Raw genomic sequence first — 14,634 nt, 5'->3', positions numbered from 1 at the left:
CGCCCCGTCGGCGGAGCCGGGGCTCAGATCTGGTCGAGGCCCTGCTTCGGGAACCCGGCGATGCCGCGCCAGGCCAGCGAGGCCATCAGCGCCACCGCCTCGTCGCGCGGGACCCGCTGGTCGGAGTCCAGCCAGAACTGGGCGCCCACCTGGCTCAGCCCGACCAGCCCGACGGCGAGCAGCCGCGCACGGTCCTGGTCCAGCCCGGCGTCGGTGGTGACCGCGCCGGCGACCGCGTCGATGCAGCGGTCCAGCGCGCTCTCCACCAGCGCCGCGGCCTCCGGGTCGCCCCGCAGGTCGGACTCGAACACCAGGCGGTAGGCCTTGCCCTCGCCGGCGACGAAGTCGAAGTACGCCGCGACGGCGGCCTGCACGCGCTCCTTGTTGTGCTCGGTCCGCTCGATGGCGTTGGAGACCCGCTCGACGAGCTCCTCGGCGTAGGTCGTGAGCAGCGCCTGGTACAGCTCCAGCTTCCCGGGGAAGTGCTGGTACAGCACGGGTTTTGAGACGCCTGCCCGCTCGGCGATGTCGTCCATCGCGGCGGCGTGGTAGCCCTGGTCGGCGAACACGTCGCGGGCGGCCAGCAGCAGCTGGGCGCGCCGCGCACCGCGGGACAGTCGTGCGCCCCGTGGCGTGGCGGTTCCGGTCATGGGCCCCCTACCTCTCACCCGTCGTGGGAAGATCCTACTAGCAGGTAACCGCGTTGACGAACGATCCGTGAACGGGCTTCTCCGCAGAAGGGTGACAACCTCTCACGATCGGCGGTGCGGGCCCCGGGCGGCGAGCCCGAGCGCACCGAGGACCGGCACGGCGGCCACCACGACCGCGGGCGTCCCGAGCACGGCGAGGACCACGCCGGCGACGGCGAGCACCACGGCCGCACGGACGTACGCGCGGACCTGGGCCCGCGCGCGGCGGGCGATCAGCAGGGCGGCGGCCACCTCGGCGGGGCCGCCACGGGCGCAGATCCTCTCCGATCCGGGTGCGGGCTCCACGACCGGGTCCGGCCGCGCGCCCGGACCGTCCTCGGACCCGGGGCCGGCCCCGTCGTCGGTGGGCCAGGGCACCAGCTCCACGGCCAGGTCGGCGGCGGCCAGGGCGGCCTCGTCGGTGGCCGGGTCGGCCGCCACCGCGACCGTGCGGCCGCGTACCCGCAGCCCGGCGACGGCCGCGGCCCGCGCCGCCGCGTCCAGCCCCGGGCGGACGGCGTCGGGGTCGGCCGGGTCGAGACCGGACGCCGCGGCGAGGGCACGGGCGACGCCGTCGTCGTCGGGGGTGAGCAGGACCGGCGCGACCCCGGCCGCGGCCAGTTCCGCCACCCCCGGTCGGGCCGCGGGGTGCGGCGCCCGGGGCAGCGCGAGCACGGCGCGCGCGCACCCGTCCCAGGCGACGACGAGGACGGCGCGGCCCTCGGCCACCGCCCGCTCCCGCTCCGCCGACAGCGGTGGGGGCACCCGGATCCCGTGCTCGGCCAGCCAGTCCGGGCCGCCGAGCAGGACCGCGTGCGCGACGACGGTCGCCGTGGTGCCGCCGTCGCCCGGACCGGGCTCCCGCAGCTCGGCCACCAGGCCGGACACCCCGAGGCCGGGCTGCTCGTCGGCCTCGGCGACGTCGGGCACCGGGCCGTCGACGGCGTCGGCCAGCGCCCGCGCCGCGACGCGCAGGTCCGACCCGGGCCGCGCGCCCGCCGCGACCGACGCGGCCAGCCGCAGCACCAGCGCGGGGTCCTCGCCCCGTCCCGCGTGCACGGTGACCGTCCCGGGGCCGGTGCCGGTCAGCACGTCCGGCCCGGCCAGCGCGACGGTGTCCACCCGGCCCACGAGTCCCGGGCCGCCCGCGGGCCCGGTCCAGCCCACCGGCTCGCGACGCCCGGGCAGTGGCGACGGCAGCCGCACCGTGTCCCCGCCCGCCCGGTCCGCGGCCCGCAGCGCCGCCGGCAACGCGGCCAGCAGCGGCACCGGGCAGGCCCCGACCAGCACCGCGATCCCGGCCGGGACCGCGACGGGCCACGGGGTGCCGGTGCCCGCCGCGAACGCGGTCACCGCGACCGCGGCCAGGGCCGCGGGCGGGGTGAGCAGGGCGCTCCACCGGTCCGCGACGGTGCGCAGGCCCGCGCGGACCTCGTCGGCGTCCCCGTCGGCCGGGCGCCCGGTGCGCTGCACCGCGGCCGCGACGACGGTCAGCACCGCGGCGGCGCCGGGCAGCAGGACGGGCCCGGCGAGCGGGTCGGCCGGCACCGCGCCCGGACCCGCGGGCGAGACCGCCGCGACGGCCAGCACCGCGGCCGGCCACCCCAGCGCGGCGAGCACGGCCGCCGCGACGCCGGTCTCGGCGGTCACCGTGCCCTCCCGCAGCCCACGCCCGGCGACGCGCAGACCGGGGCGCCCCGTCGTCGCGACGACGGCGAGGGCGACCAGCAGGGCGGCCGCCGCGCAGGGCGGGGCCCACGCCGCGCCGGCGAGTGCCGGGCCGGCGAGCGGCAGCAGCAGGGCGAGCAGGGCCGCCACCGGCGGGGCGACGGCCCGCAGGACCGGAGGCAACCGCCGTCAGCTCCCCGGGGCGGTCGGGAGCGTGAACTCGCACGACCGCAGCACACCGCCGGAGCGGTAGTCGAGGAACAGCCGGTAGCTGCCCGGGGCGGGGACCGACACCGCGAACGCCACCCCGGGGCCGGACCGGTCGGCCGCGGCCGCGCCGGTGATCTCGGGACGGACCGGGAACCGGGCCAGGTCGCCCTGGCGGACCGCGGTCATCCGGCCGAACGCGCCGCCGTCGACGGGCTCGAGGTCGGTGACCGGGGTGCCGTCGCGCCCCACCGTCGCGAACAGCCGGGACTCCCCGCCGGGGACCAGGGCGCCGTCGAGACGGACCTGCTGGTCACTGCCCCCGCAGAGCCCCGCCCGGTTCTCGGACGGGAAGGTGAAGGCACCGTAGGTACCGGGGACGTGCAGGTCGGCCCCGAGGTCCAGGTGCGGGCCGCCGGTCGGGGTGAACCCGGCGTACAGCCGCCACACGCCCTGGCCGGGGAACCGGACCGGCGCCCGCCACACACCGTCGGGGCCCTGGGTGGCGCGCAGCCGCATGTAGCCGGCGACGTCGCGTCGCAGCACGGCGACGTCCATGACCCCGGAGCCGTCGGAGGGGGTGTCGAACCGGGTCACCGGGGCGCCGTCGGAGCCGGTCACGGTGAACGCGACCTCGGTGGGCTCGCGCCAGGGGAGGACGATCCCGACCGGGGTCAGGGTGTAGCCGGCCGCGGTGGTGAGCACGCCGCCCGCGCCGGTCGTCGCGTCGCCGGTGGCCAGGCCGGCCGCGAGGACGCCGTCGTCGCCACGCTCGTCGCCGGCCACCGAGTCGCCGGCCGGGATCGCCGAGAGGGTGCCCACCGCACCGCCCGCCGTCCAGGCCGCGGTGAACACCAGCACCGACGCGGCGCCGAAACCGGCTAGCCGGGCCGCGGCCGATCCCGCGATCCGCCCCATGCCCACCTCCTCCGTCTCGTCGTCCACGGGGTACAACGTCCGGGGGACGATCTCGTTGCGCTCCGTGGAGCTCCGGATGCGGACGGTGATCACAGCGAGACGGGGATCACCCGGCGCGGCGGGTGGCGCGCACGACACGTCATGCTGGTCGGATGGTCGCCGCCCCGTCGATGTCCGTTCACCCGCCCGTCACCGTGCCCGCGCCGGTGACGGCGTCGGGTGCCGGGACGTCCCCGGGTGCGTCGGGAGCAGCGCACGCGGACCGGGCCTCGGCGGACCGCCCGCCGTGGCCGGGCCGCGCGGTCACCTCCGGTGGGGTCACCCTGCACGTGCGCGAGACCCCCGGCTCCGGCGACGCCGACGCCGTCTACGTCCACGGGCTCGCCGGGTCGGCCACGAACTGGACCGACCTCGCCGGGCTCCTCGCGCCGCGGGCGGCGGGCCTGTCCGTCGACCTGCCCGGGTTCGGGCTGTCCGAGCCGACCGCCGTCGCCGACTTCGGCCCGGACGGCATGGCGGACGCGCTGCTGTGCTGGCTGGCCGGGCGCGACCGCCCGGTGCACCTGGTCGGCAACTCCCTCGGCGGTGTGATCGCGACGACGGTGGCGGCCCGCCGTCCCGAGCTCGTCCGCACGCTCACCCTGGTCTCGCCCGCGGTGCCGGACCGGCGTCCCGACCCGCGACGCCTGTCGGACCCGCGGATGGCGCTGGCCATGGTGCCGCTGCTCGGGCGCGGCGCGCGGCGCGCGCTGGCCGAGGAGCCGCTGCGGGCCCGCGCCGAGCGGATCGTGCAGGTCTGCTTCGCCGACCCGCAGCGCGGCTCCGCCCGCCGGCTCGAGGAGCTGGTCTCCGAGCACGAGCACCGCGCGACGCTGCCCTGGGCCGGCGCGGCCACCGACGGCGCCACCCGCGGTCTGCTCGGGCTGTGGGCCGGACGCGAGATCTGGCGCCGGATGGCGCGGGTGCGGGTGCCGTCGCTGGTGGTGTGGGGCGAGCAGGACCGCATCGTGTCCCCGCGGCTGGCCGCGCGGACCGCGGCCACGCTGCCCGGGGCGCGGCTGCTGGTGCTGCCCCGTGCCGGGCACGTCGCGCAGATCGAGCGGCCCGCGGCGGTGGCCGACGCCGTCGCCGCGCTGTGGGACACGGTGCCGGTCGGAGCGGGTGCGGGAAGATGACGCGCACGTGGCGCGTTGAGACGCCCTGAGACCCGCACGCAACCCGCGAGGAGTGGACGAGATGGCGCTACCGCCACTGGTGGAGCCGGCAGCCGAGCTCACCAAGGACGAGGTCGAGCGGTACAGCCGCCACCTCATCATCCCCGACGTCGGGATGGACGGGCAGAAGCGCCTGAAGAACGCGAAGGTGCTCGTCGTCGGCGCGGGCGGCCTCGGCTCGCCCGCCCTGCTGTACCTGGCCGCCGCGGGCGTCGGCACCCTGGGCGTCGTCGAGTTCGACGTCGTCGACGAGTCGAACCTGCAGCGTCAGGTCATCCACGGGCAGTCCGACGTGGGCCGCCCGAAGGCCGAGTCGGCCCGCGACTCGATCCGCGAGGTCAACCCCTTCGTCGACGTCCGCCTGCACGACGAGCGCCTCACCAGCGAGAACGTGCTGGACGTCTTCCGGGACTACGACCTGATCCTGGACGGCACCGACAACTTCGCCACCCGCTATCTGGTGAACGACGCGGCGGTGCTGCTCGGCAAGCCCTACGTCTGGGGCTCGATCTTCCGGTTCGAGGGCCAGGCGTCGGTCTTCTGGGAGGACGCCCCGAACGGGCAGGGCCTCAACTACCGCGACCTCTACCCCGAGCCGCCGCCGCCCGGGATGGTCCCCTCCTGCGCCGAGGGCGGCGTGCTGGGCGTGCTCTGCGCGTCGATCGGCTCGATCATGGTCAACGAGGCGATCAAGCTGCTCACCGGGATCGGTGAGCCGCTGCTCGGCCGCCTGGTGATCTACGACGCGCTGGAGACCACCTGGCGCCAGGTGAAGATCCGCAAGGACCCGGAGACGCCGAAGATCACCGAGCTGATCGACTACGAGGCGTTCTGCGGCACCGTGACGCAGGAGGCCCAGGACGCGGCCGCCGGCAGCACGATCACCGTCGGCGAACTCAAGCAGATGATCGACGCGGGCAAGGACTTCCAGCTCATCGACGTCCGCGAGCCGCACGAGTACGAGATCGTGCGGATCCCGGGCTCGGTCCTGATCCCGAAGGACCGGATCCTGTCCGGCGCCGCGCTCGCGGAGATCGCCCAGGACAAGCCGGTCGTGCTGCACTGCAAGTCCGGCGGCCGGTCCGCCGAGGCCCTCGCCGCCCTGCACAAGGCCGGGTTCCGCGACGCCGTCCACGTCGGCGGCGGGGTGCTGTCCTGGGTCAAGCAGATCGACCCGTCGCAGCCGACCTACTGATCATGGGCTGACCGGCTCCGCACTACACCGACGGCCGCCGTCACCGGTACACCCGGGACGGCGGCCGTCGGCGTTCCTGGTGTGGCACAGGGTGACCGCTCGTCGATCGCGCACGACCGTCCGAGTGAACATCGTCCGTTCACCCCTGTGATCGGCCCGTTGGGCGAAACATCTGCACCGATCGCCGCGACATGGGGATGCACGCGATCACCAAGATCGGGAGGACGCTCGGTGGACGACTCGCTGCGCACATGCGCCCTGCAGGGGTGCGACGCACCGTTGGAGCCCGCGGGGGACGTGTCCGGCGACCGTCCACAGCGGCGCTACTGCTCGGCCGCCCACCGGCTGGCGGCCCGCCAGGTCCGCCGGGCCGCGGCGCAGGCGGCGGGGGACCAGCGGCTCGCCGACACGCTGCCGTGGCTGCGTGAGCCCGAGGCCGTCGAGGCCGACGGGCGCGTGGTGCCCGCCGGGCGGGGTACGGCGACCCGCCGTCCCGTCGTGGCGCGCCCGGCCGTGTCGGCGGGCCCGGACCGCCCCGGACCGCTGCGTGCCCCGCGCAGCCCGCTGCGGCACCGGCGCACGCTGGCCCTGATCGGGGCGACGGCCGTGCTCCTCGGCGGGTACGCGCTGACGACCTCCCCGGCGGTGACCGGGAAGCCGGCGCCGCAGGACCGCAGCGCCGACCAGTGGGCCGGGCAGGCCCGGATCGCGTTGGCGGCCCTCGACGACAAGCTCGGGACGCTCAACGCGAGCGAACGGACCTGGCAGGCGTCCGCGCCCGAGTCGGACCGCACCCCGGCCGCGGTCGCGAAGCTGCAGCAGCAGCGCGACACCCTGCTCCAGCAGCGCGCCGCCCTGCAGTCGCAGCTGCAGGTCTACACCTCCCGGCAGGACGCCGTGGACGCGCTGGCCGCCGCCGAGCAGCAGCTCGCCGAGATGGACCGGATCGTCGCCGACCTGCCGCCGGCCACCCGTCGGACCCCCGACCAGATGGCCGCGGCCGCCTCGCTGGAGGAGCAGCGCGACCTGCGCGCCCGCAACCGCGACGCCTGCGCGGAGCGCCTGGCCGCCATCGACGACGGCATCGACCGGGCCCGCACCGCCCCGCTGCCCGGCGACGGCGACGAGACCGAGAAGGTCTCCGACGACGTGCTGGCCCTCGCCCGCGGCGAGGACCCCGCCACCCCCGAGCCGTCCGGGGTGCGCCGCAACCCCGAGGTCCTGGCCGGGGGCCGGGAGACCGGTGGGGACCGCGAGCGCGACGACGTCGGCACCAGCGGCCCGCCCGACCCGCGGGGCCCGCTGGACGAGACCCGGCCGCGCGCCGAGGGACCGGAGGGCGCCTCGGCCCGTGGCCCGGGCGGCACACCCGGCCGGGACGCGGGTCCGGGGGAGAAGCTGGGCGGCGCGGTGTCCGGCGCGGCCGACGGCGTCGCCGGTCTGACCGGCGGTGAGCCGGGCCCCGGCGACGACGCCGGCCGCGGTGCCGCTCGGGCGGCGAAGCCCGGCCCGGACGAGGCGGAGGTCGCCCCGGCCTCGTCCGACGGGCCGGTCGAGAAGGTCGGTGCGGGCGTCGGTGACACCGCGCGCGGGGTCGGGGACACCGCCGAGTCGCTCGGAAAGGGCGTCGACGACGTCGCAGGCGGGCTGAACGGGAAGAAGTCCGGCTCCGCGGGGGCCGGCTCTGGTTCCGGAGGATCGGACGCCGGGTCCTCCGGGTCCTCGGATTCGTCCGACGAGGCTCCCGCCCCGTCCGCACCTGCGCCGCGGAAGGAGCCCGCGCCGCGGGCGGCTGCACCTGCCCCGAGCTCGTCCGCGTCGACCGCCCCGTCGGAGGGCTCCGGCACGGAGCGCTCCGGCTCGGGGTCGCAGGGGTCCGGTGGTAGCCGCGGCTCCGGCGGCATCGTCAGCGCCGTGGCCGGGTCCTACGTCGAGTCCGCCATGGGGCGGGAGGCGGCGGCGCCGGTGCTGGCGGAGGCCGACCGGCAGGCGGCCGAGCAGATGGCCGAGCGGAGCGGGTCCTCCGGGTCGCGATCCGGCGGCTCGGGTTCGGACTCACGGTCCTCGGGGTCCGGGTCCCGCTCCTCCGGATCGGACTCCGACTCCGGGTCCTCGGGGTCGCGGTCGTCCCGGTCCTCGGACTCCGGGCCCTCGTCCTCCCGGTCGTCGGACTCGAGCTCGTCGTCCTCCCGGTCGTCCGGTTCCGGCTCGTCGTCGTCCTCGGACCCGGGGTCGTCGGACGAGGGGTCGTCGCGGGGTGGGTCCTCGCGGGGCAGCAGCTCGGACGACTCCCGCTCCTCGTCCTCGGACTCCGGCTCGTGGTCGTCCGGGTCGGACTCGGGGTCGGACTCGGGCGGCGGCAGCTCCTGGTACTGACGGTCCCCGCGGCGGCCGGATCCCACGGAGCCGGCCGCAGGGGTCCCGTGGGGAGCGCACCCGCGCCGCCCGGCCGGGCCGACCACCTCGCCGGGCCGGCCGTCCCGTCCCGCCCCGCCGGTCACTCCGCCGGGCCGACCACGTCACGGGGCCGACCGCCTCGCCCGGCCGACGGTCCCGTCCGCCCGCCCCACCGGCCCCGATCGGTCCGCCGTTCACCCGATCGGTCGTGGCGCGTCGCGCGGTTCGGGCGTGGCGCGACGATCGCGGGCCGGTGGCGCGGGTACCGTCCCCGGTGTGACCGCTGCCCGCACGCTCGCCACCGCGCCGGCCGCGAGCGCCCTGCCCGAGCACGTCCGCACCGCCTTCGGCGTGCGCGAGACGTCCCCCCGTCCCGTCGTGTGGGCGGGCCAGCGGGCCTGGCAGTGCGGCGACGTGCTGCTGCGGCCGGTGTCCGACCACGTCGTCGCCGCGTGGTCGGCGACGGTCCTGGAGAACCTCGAGGTCGACGGCGTCCGCCTCGCCCGCCCCGTCCGCAGCTCGGACGGCCGGTGGGTCGTGGGTGGCTGGGCCGCGTCCCGGCACGTGCCCGGCGTCCCCGAGCCGCGGCACGACGAGGTCGTCGCCGCGTCGCTGCGGCTGCACGCCGCCACCGCGACCGTGCTGCGCCCGCGACTGCTCGACGACCGCGACGACCTGCTGTCCCGGTCCGCGGCCGCCGCGTTCGGCGAGCGCCGTCTGGACCTGCACCCCGAGACCGGCGGCCGGCTGTTCGCCGAGCTCGCCGCGCACCGCCGCACGATCCGGCTCACCCCGCAGGTCGTGCACGGCGAGCTGTTCGGCGCCATGCTCTTCGACCCGACGGGGCGGCCCGCGGTGCTCGACCTCGTGCCGTTCTGGCGGCCCGCGGAGTGGGCGGCGGCCGTCGTCGTCGTCGACGCGGTGGCCTGGGGCGGTGCCGACGAGGAGCTGATCGAGCGCTGGTCGGAGCTGCCCGAGTGGCCGCAGTCGCTGCTGCGCGCGGTGCTCTACCGGCTGGCCCTGCACGCCCAGCACCCGGACGCGACGACCGAGTCGCTGGCCGGGATCGAGCGGGTCGCGAGCCTGGTCAGCCGCCGGCTCTGACGTGGCCGCTCCCAGCACGCTGCTGCTCACCGGCGCCGCGGGGAACATGGGGACGCTGCTGCGTCCCCGGCTGGCCCGCGACGGCCGGACCGTGCGCCTGCTCGACACCGCGGAGCTGCAGGCCGGTCCCGGCGAGCAGGTCCGCACCGGCTCGGTGACCGACCCGGACGCGGTCGCCGCCGCGACGGAGGGGGCCGACGTCGTCGTCCACCTCGCCGGGATCAGCGGTGAGGCGGGCTGGGACGACATCCTCGCCGTCAACGTCGAGGGGACCCGCACCGTGCTCGACGCGGCGGTCGCCGCCGGGGTGCGGACCGTCGTGCTCGCCTCCAGCAACCACGCCGCGGGCTTCCGCACCCGCGACGACGGCGTCCCGCTGCCCGCGGACGTCGGGCACGCCCCGGACACGTACTACGGCTGGTCCAAGCTCGCGACGGAGGGGCTGGGCCGGCTCCACCACGAGCGGTTCGGCCTGACCGTCGTCACGCTGCGGATCGGCACCTGCTTCGCGCGGCCGTCGAACGCCCGGGCGCTCGCGACCTGGCTGTCCCCGGACGACGCCGCCCGCTTGGTCGAGGCGGCCGTCGACCCGGGCACCCGTGGGCACCACGTCGTGTGGGGTGTGTCGGCCAACACCCGTCGCTGGTGGTCGCTGGAGGAGGGGGCCGCGATCGGCTACCACCCGCGTGACGACGCCGAGGTCTTCGCCGAGGAGCTCCTCGGCGGCACCGAGCCGGACCCGGCCGACCCGGTGCACCACCGGGTGGGCGGTGCGTTCTGCGACGCCCCGCTCGGCGTCCCGATGCGCTGAGGCTGCTCACAGCCGTCGCGACATTCGTGTGAGATAAGCGTTGCGGGGGTGTCACGTGGGGCCACCCGTCGGAAACGGGGACTCCCTAGCGTCGTCGACGACGTGACCGCCGGCGATCAGGAGACCGATCCGTGACCACCACCTCTGCACCGGGGCGCCGTATCGGCGGCCGCTGGATCGACCACTGGGACCCCGAGGACGAGGGGTTCTGGCAGCGCACCGGCTCGGCGATCGCCCGTCGCAACCTGTGGCAGTCGATCTTCTCCGAGCACATCGGCTTCTCGATCTGGACCATCTGGTCGGTCCTGGTGCTGTTCATGGGGCCCGAGTACGGGTTCACCGCGGCGCAGAAGTTCTTCCTGGTCGCGGTGCCGACGCTGGTCGGGTCGATCCTGCGGCTGCCCTACACCTTCGCCGTCGCCCGCTTCGGCGGCCGCAACTGGACGATCTTCGCGGCATCGCTGCTGATCGTGCCCACGACCCTGGCGATGGTCGTGCTGGAGCCGGGGGTGTCGTACACGACGCTGCTGGTCGTCGCCGCGGTCGCCGGCGTCGGTGGCGGCAACTTCGCGTCGTCGATGGCGAACATCAACGCGTTCTTCCCGGAGAAGGAGAAGGGCTGGGCGCTGGGGCTCAACGCCGGCGGCGGCAACCTCGGCGTGCCGGTCGCGCAGCTGCTCGGCCTGCTCGTCATCGCCACCCTCGGCGCGGGCTCCCCGCGGGTGCTGCTGGCGTTCTACCTGCCGTTCATCGTGATCTCGGCGTTCCTGGCCTGGAAGCGGATGGACAACATCGCCGCGATGTCCAACGACACCGGCGCCTTCGCCGAGGCCTGCCGCGACCGCCAGACCTGGATCATGTCGTTCCTCTACATCGGGACGTTCGGGTCGTTCATCGGCTACTCGTTCGCCTTCGGACTGGTCCTGCAGAACCAGTTCGATCGGACCCCGCTGCAGGCGGCCGCGGTCACCTTCATCGGCCCGCTCATCGGCTCGCTGATCCGCCCCTACGGCGGCAAGCTCGCCGACCGGTTCGGCGGCGCGGTGGTCACCCTGTGGAACTTCGCCGGCATGGCCGTCGCCACGCTGGTGATCATCTTCGCCTCGGGGATCGGGTCGCTGACGCTGTTCACGATCGGCTTCATCGCCCTGTTCACGCTCTCCGGTGTCGGCAACGGGTCGACCTACAAGATGATCCCGGCGATCTTCACCGGGCGGGCGCGCGTCGCGATCGCCGGGGGCGCGGACCGTGTGACCTCGTTCGACACCGCGCGACGGCTGTCGGGCGCCGTCATCGGCATCGCCGGTGCGGTCGGCGCGCTGGGCGGGCTGTTCATCAACCTCGCCTTCCGCCAGTCGTTCATGACGGTGCAGTCCGGCACGCCCGCGTTCTGGAGCTTCCTGGCCTTCTACGTCCTCTGCATCGGTGTCACCTGGGCCGTGTACCTGCGGCCGCGCCCGGCACCGGCCGGGAGCACCGAGGCCGCCGCGATGGCCCGGGTCTGAGCGGTGGCTACAGACGACCGGACCGCCACCCACTGCCCGTACTGCGCCCTGCAGTGCGGGCAGTGGGTCGGCCCGTCCGGCGAGGTCGACGCCCGTGACTTCCCGACCAACGCCGGGGGCATGTGCCAGAAGGGCTGGACCTCCGGCGCTCTGCTCACCCATCCGCAACGCCTGACGTCGCCGCTGGTCAGGACCTCGCGGAAGGCGGGTTTCGTCGAGACCGGCTGGGACGACGCGCTCACCGGCGTCGCCGCGCGGCTCGCCGCACTGCGTGCCGAGCACGGCCCGGACTCGGTCGCGGTGTTCGGTGCGGGCGGGCTGACCAACGAGAAGGCCTACCTGCTCGGCAAGTTCGCCCGGGTCGCGCTGGGCACCAGCCAGATCGACTACAACGGACGGTTCTGCATGTCCTCGGCCGCCGCCGCGGGCAACCGGGCCTTCGGCGTCGACCGCGGGCTGCCGTTCCCCGTCACCGACCTCGACGACGCCGAGCTGGTCGTCCTCGCCGGCGCGAACGTCGCCGAGACCATGCCGCCCCTGATGTCACACCTGACCGCGGCGCGCCTGGTCGTCGTCGACCCGCGGCGCACCCCGACAGCGGAGCGCGCGCTCGCCTCCGGCGGGCTGCACCTGGCGCCGCGCCCGGGTACCGACCTGGTCCTGGCGCTGGGGATGCTGCACGCCGCCGTCGTCGACGGGCACCTCGACCTGTCCTACGTGGACGACCGGACGACCGGATTCGACGACGTCTGGGCGATCGCCTCGCAGTGGTGGCCCGAGCGCGCGGAGCGGGTCTGCGGGGTCGCCGCCACCGACATGCACACCGTCGTGCGGTGGCTCGCCCGGGCCACGCGGCGCTACGTGCTCACCGCGCGCGGTGCCGAGCAGCACGCGCACGGCGTCGACACCGTCGCCGCGTGGATCAATCTGTCGCTGGCGCTCGGCCTGCCCGGCCGCCCCGGCTCCGGGTTCGGGACGATCACCGGGCAGGGCAACGGCCAGGGCGGGCGCGAGCACGGACAGAAGTCCGACCAGCTCCCCGGCTACCGGCACATCACCGACCCGGCCGCCCGCGCGCACGTCGCACGGGTGTGGGGGGTGCCGGAGACCTCGATCCCCGGGCCCGGCCGCAGCGCCGTCGAGCTCCTCGACTCCCTCGGCCGCCCCGGCGGACCGAAGGCGCTGCTGGTGTTCGGCTCGAACGTACTCGTCTCGGCGCCCGACGCCCGCGCCGTCGCCGAGCGGCTGGCCGCGCTGGACCTGCTCGTCGTCGCCGACGTGCTGCCCGGCGAGACCGCGCTGCGCGCCGACGTCCTGCTCCCCGTCGCCCAGTGGGCCGAGGAGGAGGGGACCATGACCAACCTGGAGGGACGGGTGCTGCGCCGCCGCCGCGCGCTCGCCCCGCCGGCCGGGGTCCGCACCGACCTCGAGGTGATCGCCGGGCTGGCCGCCGCACTCGACGCGCCGGGGGAGTTCCCCGGCGACCCGCGGACCGTGTTCGACGAGCTGCGCCGCGCCTCGGCGGGCGGCATCGCCGACTACGCCGGCGTGTCCTACGACCGGCTCGACGCGGGCGAGGCCCTGCACTGGCCGGTCCCCGCCGACGACCACCCCGGGACCCCGCGGCTGTTCATCGAGCGCTTCGGCCACCCCGACGGACGCGCCCGGATGCTGCCGGTCGACCACGTCGAACCGGACGAGGGTGTCGACGGCGGCTTCCCGCTGACCGTCACGACCGGGCGGGTGCTGGTGCACTACCAGTCCGGTGCGCAGACCCGGCGGGTCGCCGAGCTGGCGGACGTCGCGCCCGAGGTGTTCGTCGAGGTGCACCCGGACACCGCCGCCCGGCACGGTCTCGCCGACGGCGACCTGGCCGACGTCGTGTCCCGGCGCGGGACGACGACGGCGCGCGTCCGCTGCGTCGCCTCGCTGCGCCCGGACACGGTGTTCCTGCCCTTCCACTTCGGTGGGGCGGGGGCGGCGAACAACGTCACCAACCCGGCCCTGGACCCGGTGAGCCGGATGCCGGAGTTCAAGGTGGCCGCGGTGCGGCTGGAACCCGCCTCGACGGGCCCGAACCCGTCCGACGGAGCCGGGGACGGCACCGCCGCCGAGCTGAGCCCCACCGGCGCGGGTCGGTCCGCGCGCTGATCCGTGTCCCGCGCGCGTCCGGACGCGCGCGGGACACGGATCACCGCGCGGCCTGTGGATCACCGCGCGCACTGTGGATCACCGTGCGGCCTGTCGATCACCGCGCGGCCTGTGGACCACCGCGCGCGCCGCGGGTCATCGTGCGGGCCGTGCGGCGCCGCGCCCGCTGCGGAGGTGCCGTTCGGGCCCGCAGCGGGAAATCGTGCAGCCGTCGCGCCGTGTCAGGGATACCCTGACTGGCATGTCCGCATCCGAGCACCGCACGCCCGTCGACCACGCCCTCGTCGTCGACGTCACCGAGGCGGCCCGGGCCGTCACCGCCGCGGCGGTCGCCGAGCTGGACCGCCGCGCCGACGCCGTCGCCGGCGTCCCGCCGCTGCCCGGAACGCCGGAGTGGGAGGCGGAGCAGGGCACCGACGGCCCGGCGCGGCGCGAGACCGCCTGGCAGCTCGCCGCGTTCCGGATCGCGTTGGCCGCCGGCCTCGACCCGCTGCCCCAGCTGGTCGGACTCCGCCGCATCGGGATCAGCTGGGAGACGATCGGCCGCGCCGCCGGGATCACCCGCCAGTCCGCGCACGAGCGCTGGTCGGCCCGGGTCGCCGCCGTGCTCGACCGCTGACGCAGCACCCGGCACGGGCTCCGCGGCACCTCGCACGCCGCGAGGCGCACCCCGCACGCCGCGAGGCGCACCCCGCACGCCGCAGGCGCACCTCGCACGGGTTCCTCCGACCTCGCACACCCTGCAGAGGCTGCGAGGTGGGAGGAACCCCTGCGA

11 protein-coding genes are annotated in these 14,634 nt (G+C 76.3%); 8 read left to right on the top strand and 3 right to left on the bottom strand.

Annotated features, from left to right (window positions below; genetic code table 11):
* Positions 1–23: 23 nt before the first annotated feature.
* The 3 genes from WHI96_RS18740 to WHI96_RS18730 all read right to left on the bottom strand — a co-directional run bounded on the left by WHI96_RS18740 (position 24) and on the right by WHI96_RS18730 (position 3,509).
* Positions 24–650, bottom strand: a complete 627-nt coding sequence (locus WHI96_RS18740; protein ID WP_062400521.1) for a TetR/AcrR family transcriptional regulator — start codon at positions 648–650, stop codon at positions 24–26.
* Positions 651–752: 102 nt separating this feature from the next.
* Positions 753–2,540, bottom strand: coding sequence for an HAD family hydrolase (locus tag WHI96_RS18735; protein ID WP_345653226.1), 1,788 nt, complete (start codon positions 2,538–2,540; stop codon positions 753–755).
* Positions 2,541–2,546: 6 nt separating this feature from the next.
* Entirely contained in the window at positions 2,547–3,509 is a 963-nt protein-coding gene (locus WHI96_RS18730) for a DUF8832 domain-containing protein (protein ID WP_345653229.1), read from the bottom strand.
* A 125-nt stretch (positions 3,510–3,634) separates the two neighbouring features.
* Here WHI96_RS18730 and WHI96_RS18725 point away from each other — a divergent pair, with 125 nt between their 5' ends.
* The 8 genes from WHI96_RS18725 to WHI96_RS18690 all read left to right on the top strand — a co-directional run bounded on the left by WHI96_RS18725 (position 3,635) and on the right by WHI96_RS18690 (position 14,478).
* Positions 3,635–4,657: an alpha/beta fold hydrolase gene (locus WHI96_RS18725; protein ID WP_345653232.1), complete on the top strand. Its 1,023-nt coding sequence runs from the start codon at positions 3,635–3,637 to the stop codon at positions 4,655–4,657.
* Between the two features lie 61 nt (positions 4,658–4,718).
* Positions 4,719–5,891 (top strand): adenylyltransferase/sulfurtransferase MoeZ, encoded by a 1,173-nt coding sequence (gene moeZ, locus WHI96_RS18720; protein WP_345653235.1) that lies wholly within the window; start codon positions 4,719–4,721, stop codon positions 5,889–5,891.
* Positions 5,892–6,122: 231 nt separating this feature from the next.
* Positions 6,123–8,267: a hypothetical protein gene (locus WHI96_RS18715; protein ID WP_345653238.1), complete on the top strand. Its 2,145-nt coding sequence runs from the start codon at positions 6,123–6,125 to the stop codon at positions 8,265–8,267.
* A gap of 297 nt (positions 8,268–8,564) precedes the next feature.
* Positions 8,565–9,392 (top strand): TIGR02569 family protein, encoded by an 828-nt coding sequence (locus WHI96_RS18710; RefSeq protein ID WP_345653241.1) that lies wholly within the window; start codon positions 8,565–8,567, stop codon positions 9,390–9,392.
* A gap of 1 nt (position 9,393) precedes the next feature.
* The gene (locus WHI96_RS18705) at positions 9,394–10,203 is read left to right on the top strand and encodes an NAD-dependent epimerase/dehydratase family protein (protein ID WP_345653244.1); all 810 of its coding nucleotides are present in this window, start codon (positions 9,394–9,396) and stop codon (positions 10,201–10,203) included.
* A gap of 131 nt (positions 10,204–10,334) precedes the next feature.
* A complete protein-coding gene (locus WHI96_RS18700) occupies positions 10,335–11,708 on the top strand; it encodes a nitrate/nitrite transporter (protein WP_345653246.1) in 1,374 nt (457 codons plus the stop codon).
* A gap of 3 nt (positions 11,709–11,711) precedes the next feature.
* Positions 11,712–13,859: a molybdopterin oxidoreductase family protein gene (locus WHI96_RS18695; protein WP_345653248.1), complete on the top strand. Its 2,148-nt coding sequence runs from the start codon at positions 11,712–11,714 to the stop codon at positions 13,857–13,859.
* Between the two features lie 241 nt (positions 13,860–14,100).
* Positions 14,101–14,478: a hypothetical protein gene (locus WHI96_RS18690; protein WP_345653251.1), complete on the top strand. Its 378-nt coding sequence runs from the start codon at positions 14,101–14,103 to the stop codon at positions 14,476–14,478.
* Positions 14,479–14,634 lie beyond the last annotated feature (156 nt).

The sequence above is a fragment of the Pseudonocardia tropica genome (assembly GCF_040105315.1).
Taxonomy (GTDB): domain Bacteria; phylum Actinomycetota; class Actinomycetes; order Mycobacteriales; family Pseudonocardiaceae; genus Pseudonocardia; species Pseudonocardia alni.
Note: the sequence above shows the minus strand (reverse complement) of the source record. Positions and strands in the feature narration are given on the sequence as shown.